The organism is Gulbenkiania mobilis (assembly GCA_004346645.1).
Lineage (GTDB): Bacteria > Pseudomonadota > Gammaproteobacteria > Burkholderiales > Chromobacteriaceae > Gulbenkiania > Gulbenkiania mobilis.
On sequence record SMDA01000002.1, the window covers coordinates 442,479 to 456,897 of the forward strand.

Sequence of the window (14,419 nt, forward strand, 5' to 3'; positions counted from 1 at the left end):
ATAGTCGGCTCCATCGTATCTTCCACCGGAGTCATGCCATGAAGAAAACCCTTTCCTTCTCTGCAGTTGCCGTGGCGTTTGCACTGGCCGCTCCGGCTTGGGCGGATGTGTCGCTGCTGAACGTTTCCTACGACGTGATGCGCGATTTCTACAAGGACTACAACCCGGCTTTCCAGAAGGCTTACAAGGCGCGTACCGGCGAGACGGTCACCATTCAGCAGTCGCATGGCGGCTCCAGCAAGCAGGCGCTCTCGGTGGTGAACGGCCTGGAGGCTGACGTGATCACCATGAACCAGGCCTCGGACATCGATCTCCTGGCCGACAAGGGTCTGGTGCCGGCCAACTGGCAGACGCGTCTGGCCAACCGCAGTGCGCCGTTCACCTCGGTCACGGTGTTCATCGTACGCAAGGGTAACCCCAAGGGCGTGCGCGACTGGAACGACCTGGTGAAGCCGGGTGTGCAGGTGATCATTCCCAACCCCAAGACCACCGGCAACGGCCGCTACACCTATCTGGCCGCCTGGGGCTTTTCCAAGACACAGCCGGGCGGCAGCGATGCCCGTGCACGCGACTATGTGGCCCGCTTGTTCCGCAACGTGCCGGTGCTGGACGCCGGCGGGCGGGCCGCTACCACCACCTTCATGCAGCGCCAGATCGGTGATGTGCTGGTGACCTTCGAGAACGAGGCGGAAATGATCGCGCGCGAGTTTGGCCGTGGCAGCTTCGAGCTGGTGTACCCCAGCGCCACCGTGCTGGTGGAGCCGCCGGTCTCGGTGGTGGACAAGGTGGTCGACAAAAAGGGCTCGCGCAAGGTGGCCGAGGAGTACCTCAAGTACCTGTGGAGCCCGGAAGGCCAGACGATCGCAGCCCAGAACTACCTGCGCCCGCAGGACAAGGCGGTCGCGCAGAAATTCAACGGTCAGTTCCCACCTGTGAAGACGTTCACCGTCGAGGGGGTGTTCGGCTCGTGGCGCGCCGCGATGAAGACGCACTTCGCCGACGGTGGCGTCTTCGACCAGATCTACACCAAGAAATAACCGTTTCTCTCCGTTGCGCCGGTGCGGGCAGGGCCCGCAGCCGGCAAGGTTGGCCGAATGAATCTGATTTCCAAGCGACATAGCGTACTGCCCGGCTTTGGCCTTGCCTTCGGCGTCAGCCTATTCTGGCTGGGGCTGATCGTGCTGCTGCCGTTTGCCGCGCTGGTGTATACCGCGGGTGGCATGAGCTGGGCCGACTTCGTCGGCACCGTCACCGCCGAGCGGGTGGTGGCGTCGATCCGTCTCTCCTTCGGGGCCGCCGCGGCCGCCTCGGTGATCAATGCGGTGTTCGGCTTCCTGCTGGCCTGGGTGTTGGTACGCTATCCCTTCCCTGGCCGTCGCTTCGTGGACGCACTGGTAGACCTGCCCTTCGCGCTGCCCACCGCGGTGGCCGGCATCGCGCTGACCACGCTGTACGCGCCCAACGGCTGGATCGGCCGCTTCCTTGAGCCCTTGGGGCTGAAGGTGGCCTTCACGCCGCTGGGCATCGTGGTGGCGCTGGTATTCATCGGGCTGCCTTTCGTGGTGCGTACTGTCCAGCCGGTGCTGGAAGACATGGAGCAGGAGCTGGAGGAGGCGGCCACCTGCCTGGGCGCAGGCCGCTGGCAGATCTTCCGCCGCGTGCTGTTCCCCGCCGTGCTGCCGGCTCTGATCACCGGGGCCACCATGGCGTTTGCCCGGGCCACCGGCGAGTTCGGCTCGGTGATCTTCATCGCTGGCAATATTCCGCTGGTGTCGGAGATCGCCCCGCTGATCATCATTTCCAAGCTCGACCAGTACGACCAGGCCGGCGCTACCGCCGTGGCCGTAGTGATGCTGGCGATCTCCTTTCTCTTCCTGTTCGCGATCAACGCGCTGCAATGGTGGGCCGCCCGCCGCCACGGCGCAGGTCGCTGATCCCCGGCGCAAGGTATCCTCCATGTCTTCGGCCAACCCCGCTTCGCTGCGCACCACCACCGAATCGCGTCCGGTGCGCTATGCCCTGACCGCGCTTGCGCTCGCCTTCGTGGTGCTGTTTCTGGTTATTCCGCTGGTGTCGGTGTTCTGGGAAGCCTTCTCCAAGGGCTGGGGGCTCTACCGTGAGGCCCTCGTCGAGCCAGAGGCCCTGTCTGCCATCCGCCTGACGCTGCTGACCGCGCTGATCGCCGTCCCGTTCAACGTGGTGTTCGGTGTGGCGGCGGCCTGGGCCATCGCCCGCTTCGAGTTCCGCGGCAAAAGCCTGCTGACCACACTGATCGACCTGCCGTTCTCGGTGTCGCCGGTGGTAGCCGGCATGATGTACGTGCTGCTGTTCGGCATTAACACGCCGGTGGGGGCCTGGCTGGACGCAAACGGCTTCAAGGTGATCTTCGCGGTGCCCGGCATCGTGCTGGCCACGGTGTTCGTCACCTTCCCTTTCGTGGCCCGGGAGCTGATTCCGCTGATGCAGGCGCAGGGGGCGGACGAGGAACAGGCCGCGCTGGTGCTGGGCGCTTCCGGCTGGCAGACCTTTCGGCGTGTGACCCTACCCAACATCAAATGGGGGCTGTTGTACGGCGTGATCCTCACCAATGCCCGCGCCATGGGCGAATTCGGCGCGGTCAGCGTGGTCTCCGGGCACATCCGCGGGGAGACCAACACCATTCCGCTGCATGTAGAGATTCTTTACAACGAGTACAACTTCGTCGGGGCCTTTGCCAGCGCATCCATCCTCGCCCTGCTGGCACTGGTGACGCTCGCGGCCAAGACTTTCGTGGAGTGGCGCATGACGCGTCAGCATGCCGCGGCCCGTACCCGTACCGCCGAAGCCCGGGCCGCCGCCTGAACCCGGGGTCATTGCAAGGTTGGCCGAATGCCGGCCGGAAGGAATGAAATGAGTATCGAGATCCGCAACATCCAGAAGCGTTTCGGGGAGTTCACCGCCCTGGACAACGTCAGCCTCACGGTCGAGTCCGGCGAGCTGCTTGCCCTGCTGGGCCCCTCCGGCTGTGGCAAGACGACGCTGCTGCGCATCATCGCTGGGCTGGAGACGCCGGATGCGGGGCAGGTGCTGTTCGCCGGCAAGGATGCGACGCATACCCATGTCTCGGAGCGTCAGGTCGGTTTCGTCTTCCAGCACTACGCGCTCTTCCGGCACATGACGGTGTTCGACAATGTGGCCTTCGGCCTCACCGTGCGTCCGCGCAGCGTGCGCCCCGGCCGCGAGGAAGTGCGCGAGCGGGTGATGAGGCTTCTCAAGCTGGTGCAACTGGACTGGCTGGCCGATGCCTATCCCGCCCAGCTCTCGGGCGGGCAGCGGCAGCGCATTGCGCTGGCGCGCAGTCTTGCGGTGGAGCCCAAAGTGCTGCTGCTGGACGAGCCCTTCGGTGCATTGGACGCCAAGGTGCGTAAGGACCTGCGCCGCTGGCTGCGCAGCCTGCACAACGACATGCACATCACCAGCGTGTTCGTGACGCACGACCAGGAAGAGGCGCTGGAAGTGTCCGACCGGGTGGTGGTGATGGATCACGGCCACATTGAACAGGTGGGCACGCCCGACGAGATCTACGATCGGCCGGCCACCCCCTTTGTCACGCAGTTCCTCGGGGACGTCAACCTGTTCCACGGCCGGGTGGACCAGGGCCACTTCACCCTGGGCGACTTTGCCCAGCCGCTTGCCGAGGCCCCGGCCGCCGGCGGCCAAGCGGTGGCCTTTGTCCGTCCGCACGATCTGGAAATCAGCCGCGCCGCAGAAGGCGCGCTGGCCCACGGGGTGGTGGAGCACATCCACGCTGTAGGCCCGATCGTACGGGTGGAAGTGGCGGCCGAAAGCAGCGGCAAGCCTTTGGAGGCCGTTCTTACCCGGGAACGCTATCGGGAGCTCGCGCTAATGCTGGGCGACCGCGTGTATGTCCGCCCGACGCGGGTGTCCGTTTTCCCGGCGGGGGACGCACAGGACTACGTCATCTAGCGACGGTAGTCCCCTTCTTCTCCTGTGACCGGCCTGGGCGTTGCCCGGCCGGTCTTTTTCATGCCTTTCTCGTCCCATTGGCAGCAGGCTGGCCGCACCTCTTGCTGACGCGGTTCCCTGTGGTAAGCGTGGGCTGGCCAAGTCGGCCACTCAAGCCGCGGCGTTAAAGGGCTGCTGGTTGCGGCTGTCCGTGCTCCTTGCATGCGCTGGGACGAAGGACTGACCAACTCCGCCCTTGGTGGCCAGATAAATCCCCCCGCCCTCTCAGCGGGAATGATATGCTAAGTAGTTGTTTAAATTAGGGAAATTCTATCTTTTTGCTCAAAGACCAACCTTCTGGAAAGGCGGGCTACGGAGGGGGAGACGGCTTGGGAAGGGCTGCATGTTTCCAGCAAGGCACAGGTAGGTTCCCCCAAGGCTTCACGCTTAAACAGCTTATTTTTGGGCAGCTTCTTTGGGTGGCAGAGAAATTAAATCGATCCCAAGTGTTTTTGTGTGTAAAAACATTAAATACATAAATTATTTATTACACCCCATCCCTATTTTATAAGAAAGTGTTTTAAATCGGCACGATATTTCCCACATTTAAAACCAATTTCTTAATAATTTTTTAGGCATGGTCTGTCCCTTTACCCGCCCGGGCGTATCCATTCGAACCTGTGCCGCTTAACTGGCTGTCTTTTCCCCGCCCCCTTTACGGCCAAAGGGCTAGGTTGTATCCCCAGCCAAGCTGTGCCGAATGGATTTTCCCCCAAGCGCTCATGAAAAAGCCCCGCAGGGCGGGGCTTGGTTCGAGGCCGGGGCGACAGGGTGTCAGAGGGCCGGTTGGGTATGCTTTTCAGCCACCATGCGGCTGATCAGGTCGAGCAGCTGATCGCTGCGCTGCTCCACCTGTTTCATCAGGTCCACAATGCGCTGTTCGTCTAGGGTACCCGTCTGTTGCGAGGCGTCCAGGGCGGCGGCCACCACTTCCCCGAAGTCGCGCAGCGGACTGGCCAGTTGTCGGTAGGCGCCGGTGTTGCCGAAATGTTCGGCACCTTCGCCGGCGTGCCACTGTTCCAGTCCGGCCGCAATCCCGCCTTCTGGAGCCTGCCCTTCCTCAATCGCCTGGTAGGCGCGCTGCTTCTGCATGATATGCGCCACCTTCAGGAGTGACACTTGGGACTGGTCGCGCACGCGCTCGACGGCGCTGGTCACCTCGTCCGAGGTCTGTGCCAACCGCTCGAAGCGGCCACGGAAGGCTTCCACCGACACCTTCACGTCGTCGGCCACCGTGCCAGCTTCGCCCGCCTTGTCCTGCATGTCCGCAATACGGCTCGAGAGTGTGGACAGCACCGTCTGTACCCGGTTGGCGGTATCCTTGCTGCGTTCGGCCAACTTGCGCACCTCATCGGCCACCACCGCGAAGCCCCGGCCCTGCTCGCCGGCACGGGCTGCTTCGATGGCGGCATTGAGCGCCAGCAGGTTGGTCTGGTCGGCAATGGCCGAGATATCCTGCAGCGAGCTCTCGATACCGCCCCACTCCTTGCCGAGCGCGGTGGCGGCCAGGTTCATGCTGCTCACGCTTTCGGCGATGGTGTCGAGCGTGCCCGAGAGGCGGTTGGCGCTGTCCAGGCTTTCGCGCGCCCCGGCGGCATTCTCGCTGGTGACGCTGGAAACCTGCGTCATGGCCTGGCTGATCTGCGCCAGATCGGCCTGGTTATCGGCCAGATTCTGCCGCAGGTGCGGGGCGTTGAGCTGGTTGAGCTGCGAGGACAGACTGTTGCGGCGGACGAAGTGGTCGTTCTCCTCCATCGCCCGGATGGCGCGCTCGATGTTGGTGAGCGAGACCGCAAACACCCCCGGAAGCCCCTCGGCCAGCGGAAAGCGACGGTAGTCACCCTTGCTCACTCGGGCAAAGCAGGTATTGATTTCCTTGAAGTAGGTTTCCACGAGGTCGAGGAAGTCGTTCATCTCCCAGGCCACCTTGCCCACCTCGCCGAGGTTGGGCGTGCGCAGTGCCCGGTGGTGCAGTTCGCCCTGCCGGGCGCGACCCATTACGTCCTCCATCAGTGCCAGCACCTGGAAGGCGCGGCCCGCAGTCCGCCACACCAGCAGACTAAGCGCAAGGGTGACGACGATGCCCACCACCACGGTAATCCAGGCATAGCTGTCAGGCAGCAGGGGGTGGGCGATGCCGGCCAGAAGCACCAGTACGTTGAGCGCGGCCAGATAGATCAGCAGCTTGGTTTGCAGGAAGGGGGACTTGTGACGTGGCTGACTCATGCTCGTTCTCCCCGGCCTAGTGCGCCGGCGTTCAGCGAAAGGATGTAGCTGGTGTAGTCCTGCCCGGTCCGGGCCACTTCCTCCGTCAGCCAGGCGGCCGAGGCGTCGGGTGCGGCGGGTTTGCTGGTGCGGGCTTCGATGGCGCGCATTTCCGCGTACAGCCGGCTGGCTGCCTCGACCGCTTCGCGGCTTGGACGGCGCCGGACCGAGTAATAGCCCTGCAGCTGGCCCTTGCGGTCGTAGTCGGGGGTGATGTTGGCCAGCACCCAGTAGTAGTTGCCGTCGATGGTGTAGTTCTTCACCACCCCGAAGAACTCCTCACCAGCCTGCAGGGCTTTCCACATCATGCGGTACACGCCGCGCGGCATGTCGGGATGGCGGATGATGTTGTGCGGCTGTCCGAGCAGCTGGTGCTCGGCATAACCGGAGATGCGCATGAAGACCCGGTTGGCGTAAGTGATCAGCCCCTTGGGGTCGGCCTTGGTGATGATGAGCTCTCCCGGTTGCAGGGAGACCTCGGTGCTGTGGGCTGGGTTGGGGGGGGCCATGCGGCACTCCTGGGGCAAGCAATCTCCCGATTGCGATGCTGAGAGGATATATACGAAAAGCCCCGACGGTAAAGCGGGTTTCCTACATTTTTCCTGGCCTGGGGGGCAAGGGGGCGCGGCAGCGGCCGCGCGATTCCAATCAGACTTCGGACCACATCCGCAACAGGTTGTGGTAGCTGGCCGTCAGGCTGACCAGCGGTTCGGTTTCCCCCTGTTCCTGGCGCAGGCGGGTAATGGCCATGTCCATATCGAACAGCAGGCCGCGCTTGCCATCATCGCGGATCATGCTCTGCGTCCAGAAGAACGAGGCCAGGCGCGTTCCGCGCGTGACCGGCATCACCCGGTGCAGGCTGGTGGAGGGGTAGAGGATCATGTCGCCGGCGGGCAGCTTGGCTTCATGCAGGCCATACGTATCCTCGATGATCAGTTCGCCCCCCTCGTATTCGTCCGGGCTGGTGAAGAACAGGGTGCAGGAAACATCGGTACGCACCAGTGCGCCGGTGAACGGATCGGTGCGAATGGCATTGTCCACATGATTGCCGAAGGTCATGCCGCCTTCGTAGCGGTTGAACATCGGCGGAAAGATCTTGTTGGGCAGCGCGGCGGAAAAGAACAGCGCGTTGCGGCGCAGGGCCTGTTCGACCAGCGCCGACAGTTCGCGTGCCACCTCGCTGTGCTGCGGCAGTTGCAGGTTGCGTTTTACTTCGGCGGACTGGCTGCCTGCGGTCAGCCGACCGTCAGTCCAGTCGGCGTGTTCGAGCAGCATGCGCCCGTGGGCCAGTTCGTCGGCAGTCAGCACTTCGGGAATATGGAGAAGCATGGGGCCTCCGGTTCGGTGCGGCGCGGCCGGGTGGGGCGGTCGGTGCAGCGGGTCGGGTGAAAGACAAGCCTTCGGCCAACCCCGGAAGGTTGGCCGAAGGACCCGGCACGGGCCGGGCAGGGTGCATCAATACTTGTAGGATACGGTCAGCTGGGCTTCACGCGGGATGCCGGCTGCGGCGTGGCCGCCGTACTGGCTGTCGTAGAACTTCTTGTTGGCCAGGTTGTTCACGTTCAGCCGTACCGCATAGTTGCGCTCCTCGTAGGAGAGCATCGCATCCATGCGGACGTAGCCGGGCAAGTAGCGGGTCTTGGACTGGTCGCGGTCACCGTCGGCCGAGTAACGCTTGCCGGTGTAGTAGGCACCGAGCCCTGCCGTGATCTTGTCGGTCAGCTTGTAGGTCGTCCACAGGTTGGCCGTCTTCTTCGGCGTGTACTTGGGCACGGCGCCCGCATTCTTGCTCGACGGTGCGTTGTTGGCCCAGCCTTCGTCCACCTTCGGGTCCATCAGCGTGGCGCCGGCAAACACCTCCCAGCGCTCGGTCAGGCGGCCTGCAGCCTCCACCTCGATGCCGTCGGTGTGGCGCTTGCCGTAGAGGATGCTGATGTCCGGCGACAGCGCGTCGGTGTTGCGCTCGTAGTACTTCTCGGTGCGGAACAAGGCAGCGCGCAGTGTGGCCTCGCCATCGGCCAGGTCCCATTTGGCGCCGATCTCGTAGTGCTTGTTGCGCTCGGGCTTTTGCTGGTCGGCATTGGCGCCGCTTGAGGCATCGAACTGGTAGGCCTCGCCCGATGGGTTCATCAGGCTGCTGTAGCCGGCATAGTAAGACTGCATCGAGTCCGGCTGCCAGATCAGGCCGGCACGGTAGCTCAGGCCGCGGTCGCTGCGGTTGATGCTGCGGCTCAGGGCGCCGGTCTGGCTGTTGTAGGCGCGGTAGTCGCCGTCCAGCCAGTCCATGCGCACGCCGCCCATTGCCTTCCACTGCGGAGTCAGCTCCACCGTGTCGGTCACGTAAGCGGCCAGGTTGCGCGATACGAAATCGTTGGACGGCCGCGAGGTGTAGCCGCCGGTGTAGCGCACGCCGGAGGGGTTGCCCACGGTGGTGGTCAGGCCGCTGATGTTGGCGACCGCGAGGTTGAAGGCGCTCTGCGTTTCACGGGTGAACTCGGCGCCGGCCAGCAGATTGTGGCGCAGCGTGCCAGTGTCGAACTTGCCGTTGTAATCCACCAGCAGGCCCTGCGACTCATTGAGCGAGCCACGGCTCTTGCTGCTGTAGCGCAGGCCAGTGGCGTCGGTCACCGGCGTGCCGGCGGTGGCGTTGATCAGCTGCGGCTGCGCTACCTTCAGGGTGCGGTCGTAGCGGCCGATGCGCAGCTGGGCGCTGATCTCCTGATCTTCAGCCAGCTTGTGCGCTACCTTGGCCGTGGTGATGTCGGCGGTAATGTCCTCGCTATCCATGCCCTGCAGGCCGTAGAAGCGGTCTCGCGGCACGTCGATCGGACGTAGCGTATTCGGGTCGTACGGCACACCCAGCATCGGCCGGTTGTTCTCGGTCATGTGCATGTGCGACAGCGTTGCCGTGGTGGGCTCGCCCAGGCCAAACACCAGCGATGGAGCGATGCCGAAGCGCTTGGCCTCGCTGATGCCGTCCGGGCTGCCGTCGTTGGTGGCCATCAGGTTGAGGCGGAAGGCGGCGGTGTCACTGAACGGGCTGTTGATGTCCGCGGTCATGCGCTGAAAGTCATCGGTGCCCAGCGTCAGCGACAGGTCGCGTTTTTCGCCGGCAAACGGCGTCTTGCTCACCTGATTGACGACACCGCCGGTGCTGCCGCGACCGAACAGCATCGAGCTGGCCCCCTTGAGCACCTCTACGCGTTCGTCGTTGAAGGGGTCACGGTTGTACTGCGCCACATCCCGCTGACCGTCGCGGTAGGTGTCCTGGAAGGCGGCAAAGCCGCGCAGGTAGATCTGGTCGCCGGAACGTCCGCCCTCGCCTGCGGCGAAAGTGATGCCCGACACGTTCTTCAGCGCTTCCTTCAGAGTGGCATCCCCCTGGTCGGCGATCAGCTGGTGCGTGACCACGCTCACCGACTGCGGGATGTCCTTGAGCTTCTGCTTCATCTTGCCGATCTCGGTCACCTCGGCCTTGTACGAGCCGCGGGTGGGCTGCTCTGCAGTGACCTTTACCGTCTCCAGCGTCTTCACGTTTTCCGCCGGCTGTGTCTCTGCAGCGTGCACTACGGTGGGTGACAGGGCAACCGCCAGCATGCCGACCGCCACCTTGGCGGGCAGCTTCTTCTGGGATACGTTGGCCGAAGCCATCAAGCGAGTTTTCATGAGCCTCTTTCTTGGCGAATGGGGTTCAACGACATGGCCGAGGGCGGCCATTCCCCGTGTTTCTCGTGTTTGCGGGCAGCACGCGTCCCGGCCGGCCTCGCAGGAGAGCGGCCCGGGGGGTGCTGCCTGTTCGGGGATCAGAGGCCGGCGGCGGGCTGCCGCACGGCCCGGGTTCAGGGGGCCTCGGTGACGAAGCCGACGCGCGCCACGCCGTTTTCCTGGGCGGCGGCCAGCGTCTGTGCCACCACTTCGTAACGCACCCCCTTGTCGGCCCGCAGGTGCAGTTCCACCTCGGGATTGGTGCGGGCCGCTTCGGCAAAACGTGCCGGCAGCGCCTCGCGTGCGACCGGCTGCTGGTTCCAGAACAGCTGGCCCGCGGCATCGATCGACAGCTGGATCTGCTCCGGCTTCTCTTCGTTGGCCGAAGCAGTGGCCTGTGGCAGGTCCAGCTTCACCGCATGGGTCAGCAAGGGCGCAGTGACGATGAACACCACCAGCAGCACCAGCATCACGTCCACCAGCGGCGTAGTGTTGATCTCCGCCATCGGGGCGTCATGCCCCTTGTCGAAACTACCGAAGGCCATGAAGTTCTCCTGCCTGGGTCAAGAGCTGGGCGTGCAGGTCGTGGGCAAAGTGGTCCAGGTCCTGGGCCAGCACGCGGTTGGCACGGGTGAAGGCGTTGTAGGCCAGCACGGCCGGAATGGCCGCCGCAAGACCGGCGGCTGTGGCTACCAGCGCTTCACCGATCGGGCCGGAGACGGTGCCGATCGACACCTGACCCTGCACGCCGATGTTCACCAGCGCGTGGTAGATGCCCCAGACCGTACCGAACAGGCCGACGAAAGGCGCGGTGGAGCCCACCGAGGCCAGCAGCGTCATGCCGGACTCGAGCTTGCCACTTTCCTGTGCCAGGCCCTTGCGGATGGCCCGGGTGAGAAATTCGTTCAGGTCGCAGGCACGGCCCAGCGAGCGTTCGGCGTTGGCGTGGTAGTGGCGCAAGGCTGCCAGTCCGTCGCGCGCGAGGTTGGCCGCTGGCGCGACCGAGCCTTCCAGCGTCTTTTCGGCGGCAGCCCAGTCCGGCGCAGCCCATAGGCGGCTTTCGGCTTGGCGGTTATCGCGGCGCAGGCGCCACAGCTGTACCCCGCGCACGATGATCAGGTACCAAGTAGCAATCGACATCAGCACCAGAATGATGAATACCGTGGCGAGGACGGCATCCCCTTGTTGGAAAACGGACAGTAGGTTCATGGTCAGGAAGAGGAACGCAGTGAGAAATCGATCGGAACGTTGTAGGTATAGGGAATTGGCTCGTTGCCGCGCTTGGCCGGGATAAAGCGCCAGCGCTGCACGGTTTCGCGGGCGGAGCGGTCCAGCCGCGGGAAGCCGCTGCTGCGTACCACCGACACCGATTCGGCCCGGCCATCGGCCGTCACATGTACCGACAGCAGCACCTTGCCGCTCTCGCCGGCTTCCATCGACAGGGCCGGGTAGGGGGGGCGCGGATTGTCCAGGTAGCCTCCCGCATGCAGCGGCGGTGTGACCGGCAGCTCGCGCGCTTCGGCCTTGGGGCTGCCATTGCCCGCAGGCGTGGCTGCGGCCGCCGAGGGGCCATCGGCCGGCTGGGCCGCAGGGCTCGCCGGTGCGGTCGTGTCCGGCTGGGTGCTGGGCGCGGTTACCGAGCGCGGAGTGCGCTCCACCACCTGGCGGGGCGGCGTTGGCTTCGGAGCGGCCTTGGGCTGTACCACCGGCTTGGCGGGCGCTGCCTGCGGCACAGGCTTGGGCGGCGCCATCGGCAAGGGCGAGGGCAGCGACACCATCTCCATCGCCTGCGGCACCGGTGGGGTCACTGGCTGTTCGCGCATGGACGACAGCGCAAACAGCGCCGCCACATGCAGGCCGGTGACCGCTGCCAGGGTGATGGGGGGAAATGCAGATCTGTTCATGGTTGCGAATAATAATGCAAATAATTCCCATTTGAACAGTCATCCTTGGCCATCGGATCGCATAGTGTTGCAACCCGCCCTCGGCGTTCAGGGTTGGCCGAAGCCTCCCCGTCCCCTTCACCGGCTACTGCAACCGTAAGCGGCACGCCCGCCACCCTTCCCATGAGTGTGTCCGCGGCTTGCAAAAGCCGGCGTCCGCCTACATATCGGAAAAGCCCGCCGCCTTCGCTGCGGCCGCTCAATACTAGGACAAGACCCATGCAGCAATTTGACGGAACCACCATTGTGTCGGTACGCCGCGGCAACCGCGTTGCCTTGGGCGGGGACGGTCAGGTCACCTTGGGTAACGTGGTTATCAAGGCCACTGCCCGCAAGATCCGCCGCCTCTACCACGACCGGGTGCTGGCTGGCTTTGCCGGCGGCACCGCCGATGCCTTCACGCTGTTCGAGCGCTTCGAGGCCAAGCTGGAAAAGCACCAGGGACATCTGGTGCGCTCGGCCGTGGAGCTGGCCAAAGACTGGCGCACCGACCGCATGCTGCGCCGTTTGGAAGCCATGCTGATCGTGGCCGACCTCGAGAACACCCTCATCATCACCGGTAACGGCGACGTACTGGAGCCCGAGCAGGGGATCGCTGCCATCGGTTCCGGCGGTTCATTTGCGCAGGCCGCCGCGCGGGCCTTGGTGGAAAACACCGAGCTCGACCCGGCCGATGTGGTGAAGAAAGCGCTCACCATCGCCGGTGACATCTGCATCTACACCAACCAGAACCATCTGATCGAAAGCCTGGGCGAATAAGGCCCGGGCTCCCGGGGTTGGCCGAAGCGTCGCGGCCCCCCTTTTTCACGGAGTCGCCCGCATGTCGACCATGACCCCGCAGGAAATCGTCCACGAACTGGACAAGCACATCATCGGCCAGCACGCCGCCAAGCGTGCCGTGGCCATCGCGCTGCGCAACCGCTGGCGCCGCCAGCAGGTAGCCGAGCCGTTGCGGCACGAGATCACTCCAAAGAACATTCTGATGATCGGCCCCACCGGCGTTGGCAAGACCGAAATCGCGCGCCGCCTGGCGCGGCTGGCCAATGCACCCTTCATCAAGGTGGAAGCTACCAAGTTCACCGAGGTCGGCTACGTGGGCCGGGACGTGGACACCATCATCCGCGACCTGGTGGAAGTCGCCATCAAGGATCACCGCGAGACAGCCATCAAGCGCAACCGTCCGCGGGCTGAGGGCGCTGCCGAGGAGCGTATCCTCGACGTACTCCTGCCGCGTCCTCGCCAGCCTGCCGGCTTCTTCGGCGGCGAACCGGCTGTGGCCGAGAAGCCCGAGGACACAGCCACCCGTCAGAAATTCCGGCAGATGCTGCGTGAGGGCAAGCTGGACGACCGGGAGATCGAGATCGAGGTCGCCTTGCCGGTCAGCCAGATGAACATCATGGGCCCGCCGGGCATGGAAGACTTCACCAGTCAGCTGCAGTCAATGTTCCAAGGGCTGGGGGCGGGCAAGAAGAAAGCCGCCAAGATGAAAGTCGCCGAAGCCTTCCGGCAACTCATCGACGAGGAAGCTGCCAAGCTCGTCAACGAGGAGGACATCAAGCTCGAGGCCCTGCAGAACGTGGAGCAGAACGGCATCGTCTTCCTCGACGAGATCGACAAGGTCACCAGCCGCGGCGAAAGCCAGGGGGGTGCGGACGTTTCGCGTGCCGGAGTGCAGCGCGACCTGCTGCCGCTGGTGGAAGGCACCACCGTCAGCACCAAGTACGGCATGGTCAAGACTGACCACATCCTGTTCATCGCCTCGGGCGCCTTCCACCTCTCCAAGCCATCCGACCTCATCCCCGAACTTCAGGGACGGTTCCCGATCCGTGTGGAGCTCACCTCGCTGTCGGTGGACGACTTCAAGGCCATCCTTACCGGCACTGACGCCTGCCTGGCGCGCCAGTATGTGGCACTGCTGGAGACGGAAGGGGTTGAGCTGGTGTTCGAGGACAGCGGCATCCAGCGGCTGGCAGAGATTGCCTGGCAGGTCAACGAGAAGACCGAGAACATCGGCGCCCGCCGGCTCTATACGGTGATGGAAAAGCTGCTGGAGGCGCTTTCCTATGATGCACGCAGCGGCCGCTGCGTCGTCGACGCCGCCTATGTGGAGGCACGGCTGGAAGGCATTTCCACCCGCGAGGACCTCAGCCGCTACTTGCTGTAATCAGATCCTGTCCGACAAAAAGGCCCGAAAGGGCCTTTTTGTCATTTCTTTTCATGTTCCCGGCATTTTCAGCAGGGCTGAACGTTGGCCGAAACGTCGGAGAGCAGCCTTCGTGTCAGAGGCAGTATTAAAGGCTCTAGAAATAAATGTTTTATAAACAACAGCCTGCGTGTATGTTTTAACGGACCTGGCAGAATCTTTAAAGATTTTGCCGAATACTGCTTGACGCATAATTGAGAGGTGGGTATAGTTCGCTTCCTCTGCTGAGCGCAACGGCGCCGGCCTGATCTTTGACAGTTTAGAACAACCGATAGGTGTGAGTGGTTTGCGAGAGCAA

The 14,419-nt window shown here is 63.9% G+C and carries 14 protein-coding genes; 6 read left to right on the plus strand and 8 right to left on the minus strand.

Annotation, left to right across the window (positions count from 1 at the left end; genetic code table 11):
* Nucleotides 1–38 precede the first annotated feature (38 nt).
* The 4 genes from EV669_RS04845 to EV669_RS04860 are packed head-to-tail and all read left to right on the plus strand — an operon-like array spanning nt 39 to nt 3,966.
* Nucleotides 39–1,037 (plus strand): sulfate ABC transporter substrate-binding protein, encoded by a 999-nt coding sequence (locus EV669_RS04845; RefSeq protein ID WP_054285621.1) that lies wholly within the window; start codon nt 39–41, stop codon nt 1,035–1,037.
* Between the two features lie 57 nt (nt 1,038–1,094).
* Nucleotides 1,095–1,934, plus strand: coding sequence for a sulfate ABC transporter permease subunit CysT (cysT, locus tag EV669_RS04850; protein WP_132098028.1), 840 nt, complete (start codon nt 1,095–1,097; stop codon nt 1,932–1,934).
* A gap of 22 nt (nt 1,935–1,956) precedes the next feature.
* Entirely contained in the window at nt 1,957–2,841 is an 885-nt protein-coding gene (gene cysW, locus EV669_RS04855) for a sulfate ABC transporter permease subunit CysW (protein WP_055433807.1), read from the plus strand.
* 48 nt (nt 2,842–2,889) lie between these two features.
* A complete protein-coding gene (locus tag EV669_RS04860) occupies nt 2,890–3,966 on the plus strand; it encodes a sulfate/molybdate ABC transporter ATP-binding protein (RefSeq protein ID WP_132098029.1) in 1,077 nt (358 codons plus the stop codon).
* A gap of 813 nt (nt 3,967–4,779) precedes the next feature.
* Here EV669_RS04860 and EV669_RS04865 read toward each other — a convergent pair.
* The 7 genes from EV669_RS04865 to EV669_RS04895 all read right to left on the minus strand — a co-directional run bounded on the left by EV669_RS04865 (nt 4,780) and on the right by EV669_RS04895 (nt 11,879).
* Nucleotides 4,780–6,231, minus strand: a complete 1,452-nt coding sequence (locus tag EV669_RS04865; RefSeq protein ID WP_132098030.1) for a methyl-accepting chemotaxis protein — start codon at nt 6,229–6,231, stop codon at nt 4,780–4,782.
* The gene (locus tag EV669_RS04870; RefSeq protein WP_132098031.1) at nt 6,228–6,779 is read right to left on the minus strand and encodes a PAS domain-containing protein; all 552 of its coding nucleotides are present in this window, start codon (nt 6,777–6,779) and stop codon (nt 6,228–6,230) included. Before EV669_RS04870 ends, EV669_RS04865 begins: the two co-directional genes overlap by 4 nt.
* A 139-nt stretch (nt 6,780–6,918) precedes the next feature.
* Entirely contained in the window at nt 6,919–7,599 is a 681-nt protein-coding gene (locus EV669_RS04875; protein WP_054285627.1) for a Fe2+-dependent dioxygenase, read from the minus strand.
* Between the two features lie 126 nt (nt 7,600–7,725).
* On the minus strand, nt 7,726–9,936 hold the full coding sequence (locus tag EV669_RS04880) for a TonB-dependent receptor (RefSeq protein WP_054285628.1): 2,211 nt from the start codon (nt 9,934–9,936) through the stop codon (nt 7,726–7,728).
* A gap of 173 nt (nt 9,937–10,109) precedes the next feature.
* Complete coding sequence (locus tag EV669_RS04885) at nt 10,110–10,520, minus strand: ExbD/TolR family protein (RefSeq protein ID WP_132098032.1); 411 nt, start codon at nt 10,518–10,520, stop codon at nt 10,110–10,112.
* Nucleotides 10,507–11,184 carry a MotA/TolQ/ExbB proton channel family protein gene (locus EV669_RS04890; RefSeq protein WP_054285630.1) on the minus strand — a complete coding sequence of 226 codons (678 nt, stop codon included), beginning with the start codon at nt 11,182–11,184 and terminating at the stop codon, nt 10,507–10,509. The genes EV669_RS04885 and EV669_RS04890 overlap by 14 nt, the downstream gene beginning before the upstream one ends.
* 2 nt (nt 11,185–11,186) lie before the next feature.
* Nucleotides 11,187–11,879, minus strand: a complete 693-nt coding sequence (locus tag EV669_RS04895) for an energy transducer TonB (protein ID WP_054285631.1) — start codon at nt 11,877–11,879, stop codon at nt 11,187–11,189.
* A gap of 258 nt (nt 11,880–12,137) precedes the next feature.
* Between EV669_RS04895 and hslV the strand changes: the two genes are divergently transcribed.
* Nucleotides 12,138–12,677 (plus strand): ATP-dependent protease subunit HslV, encoded by a 540-nt coding sequence (gene hslV, locus EV669_RS04900; protein ID WP_054285632.1) that lies wholly within the window; start codon nt 12,138–12,140, stop codon nt 12,675–12,677.
* A gap of 61 nt (nt 12,678–12,738) precedes the next feature.
* A complete protein-coding gene (gene hslU / locus EV669_RS04905) occupies nt 12,739–14,082 on the plus strand; it encodes an ATP-dependent protease ATPase subunit HslU (protein ID WP_132098033.1) in 1,344 nt (447 codons plus the stop codon).
* Between the two features lie 51 nt (nt 14,083–14,133).
* On the opposite strand, the gene EV669_RS14100 is transcribed toward hslU, so the two are convergent.
* Nucleotides 14,134–14,419 (minus strand): hypothetical protein (locus EV669_RS14100; RefSeq protein ID WP_207913779.1); only part of this gene is annotated, 286 nt, incomplete at its 5' end.

Coding starts and splice junctions, on each gene's coding strand:
- EV669_RS04860 (WP_132098029.1), top strand. CDS start 2,890: ATGAGTATCGAGATCCGCAACATCCAGAAGCGTTTCGGGGAGTTCACC.
- hslU (WP_132098033.1), top strand. CDS start 12,739: ATGTCGACCATGACCCCGCAGGAAATCGTCCACGAACTGGACAAGCAC.
- EV669_RS04875 (WP_054285627.1), bottom strand. CDS start 7,599: ATGCTTCTCCATATTCCCGAAGTGCTGACTGCCGACGAACTGGCCCAC.
- cysW (WP_055433807.1), top strand. CDS start 1,957: ATGTCTTCGGCCAACCCCGCTTCGCTGCGCACCACCACCGAATCGCGT.
- EV669_RS04865 (WP_132098030.1), bottom strand. CDS start 6,231: ATGAGTCAGCCACGTCACAAGTCCCCCTTCCTGCAAACCAAGCTGCTG.
- EV669_RS04845 (WP_054285621.1), top strand. CDS start 39: ATGAAGAAAACCCTTTCCTTCTCTGCAGTTGCCGTGGCGTTTGCACTG.
- cysT (WP_132098028.1), top strand. CDS start 1,095: ATGAATCTGATTTCCAAGCGACATAGCGTACTGCCCGGCTTTGGCCTT.
- EV669_RS04895 (WP_054285631.1), bottom strand. CDS start 11,879: ATGAACAGATCTGCATTTCCCCCCATCACCCTGGCAGCGGTCACCGGC.
- hslV (WP_054285632.1), top strand. CDS start 12,138: ATGCAGCAATTTGACGGAACCACCATTGTGTCGGTACGCCGCGGCAAC.
- EV669_RS04880 (WP_054285628.1), bottom strand. CDS start 9,936: ATGAAAACTCGCTTGATGGCTTCGGCCAACGTATCCCAGAAGAAGCTG.
- EV669_RS04870 (WP_132098031.1), bottom strand. CDS start 6,779: ATGGCCCCCCCCAACCCAGCCCACAGCACCGAGGTCTCCCTGCAACCG.
- EV669_RS04890 (WP_054285630.1), bottom strand. CDS start 11,184: ATGAACCTACTGTCCGTTTTCCAACAAGGGGATGCCGTCCTCGCCACG.
- EV669_RS04885 (WP_132098032.1), bottom strand. CDS start 10,520: ATGGCCTTCGGTAGTTTCGACAAGGGGCATGACGCCCCGATGGCGGAG.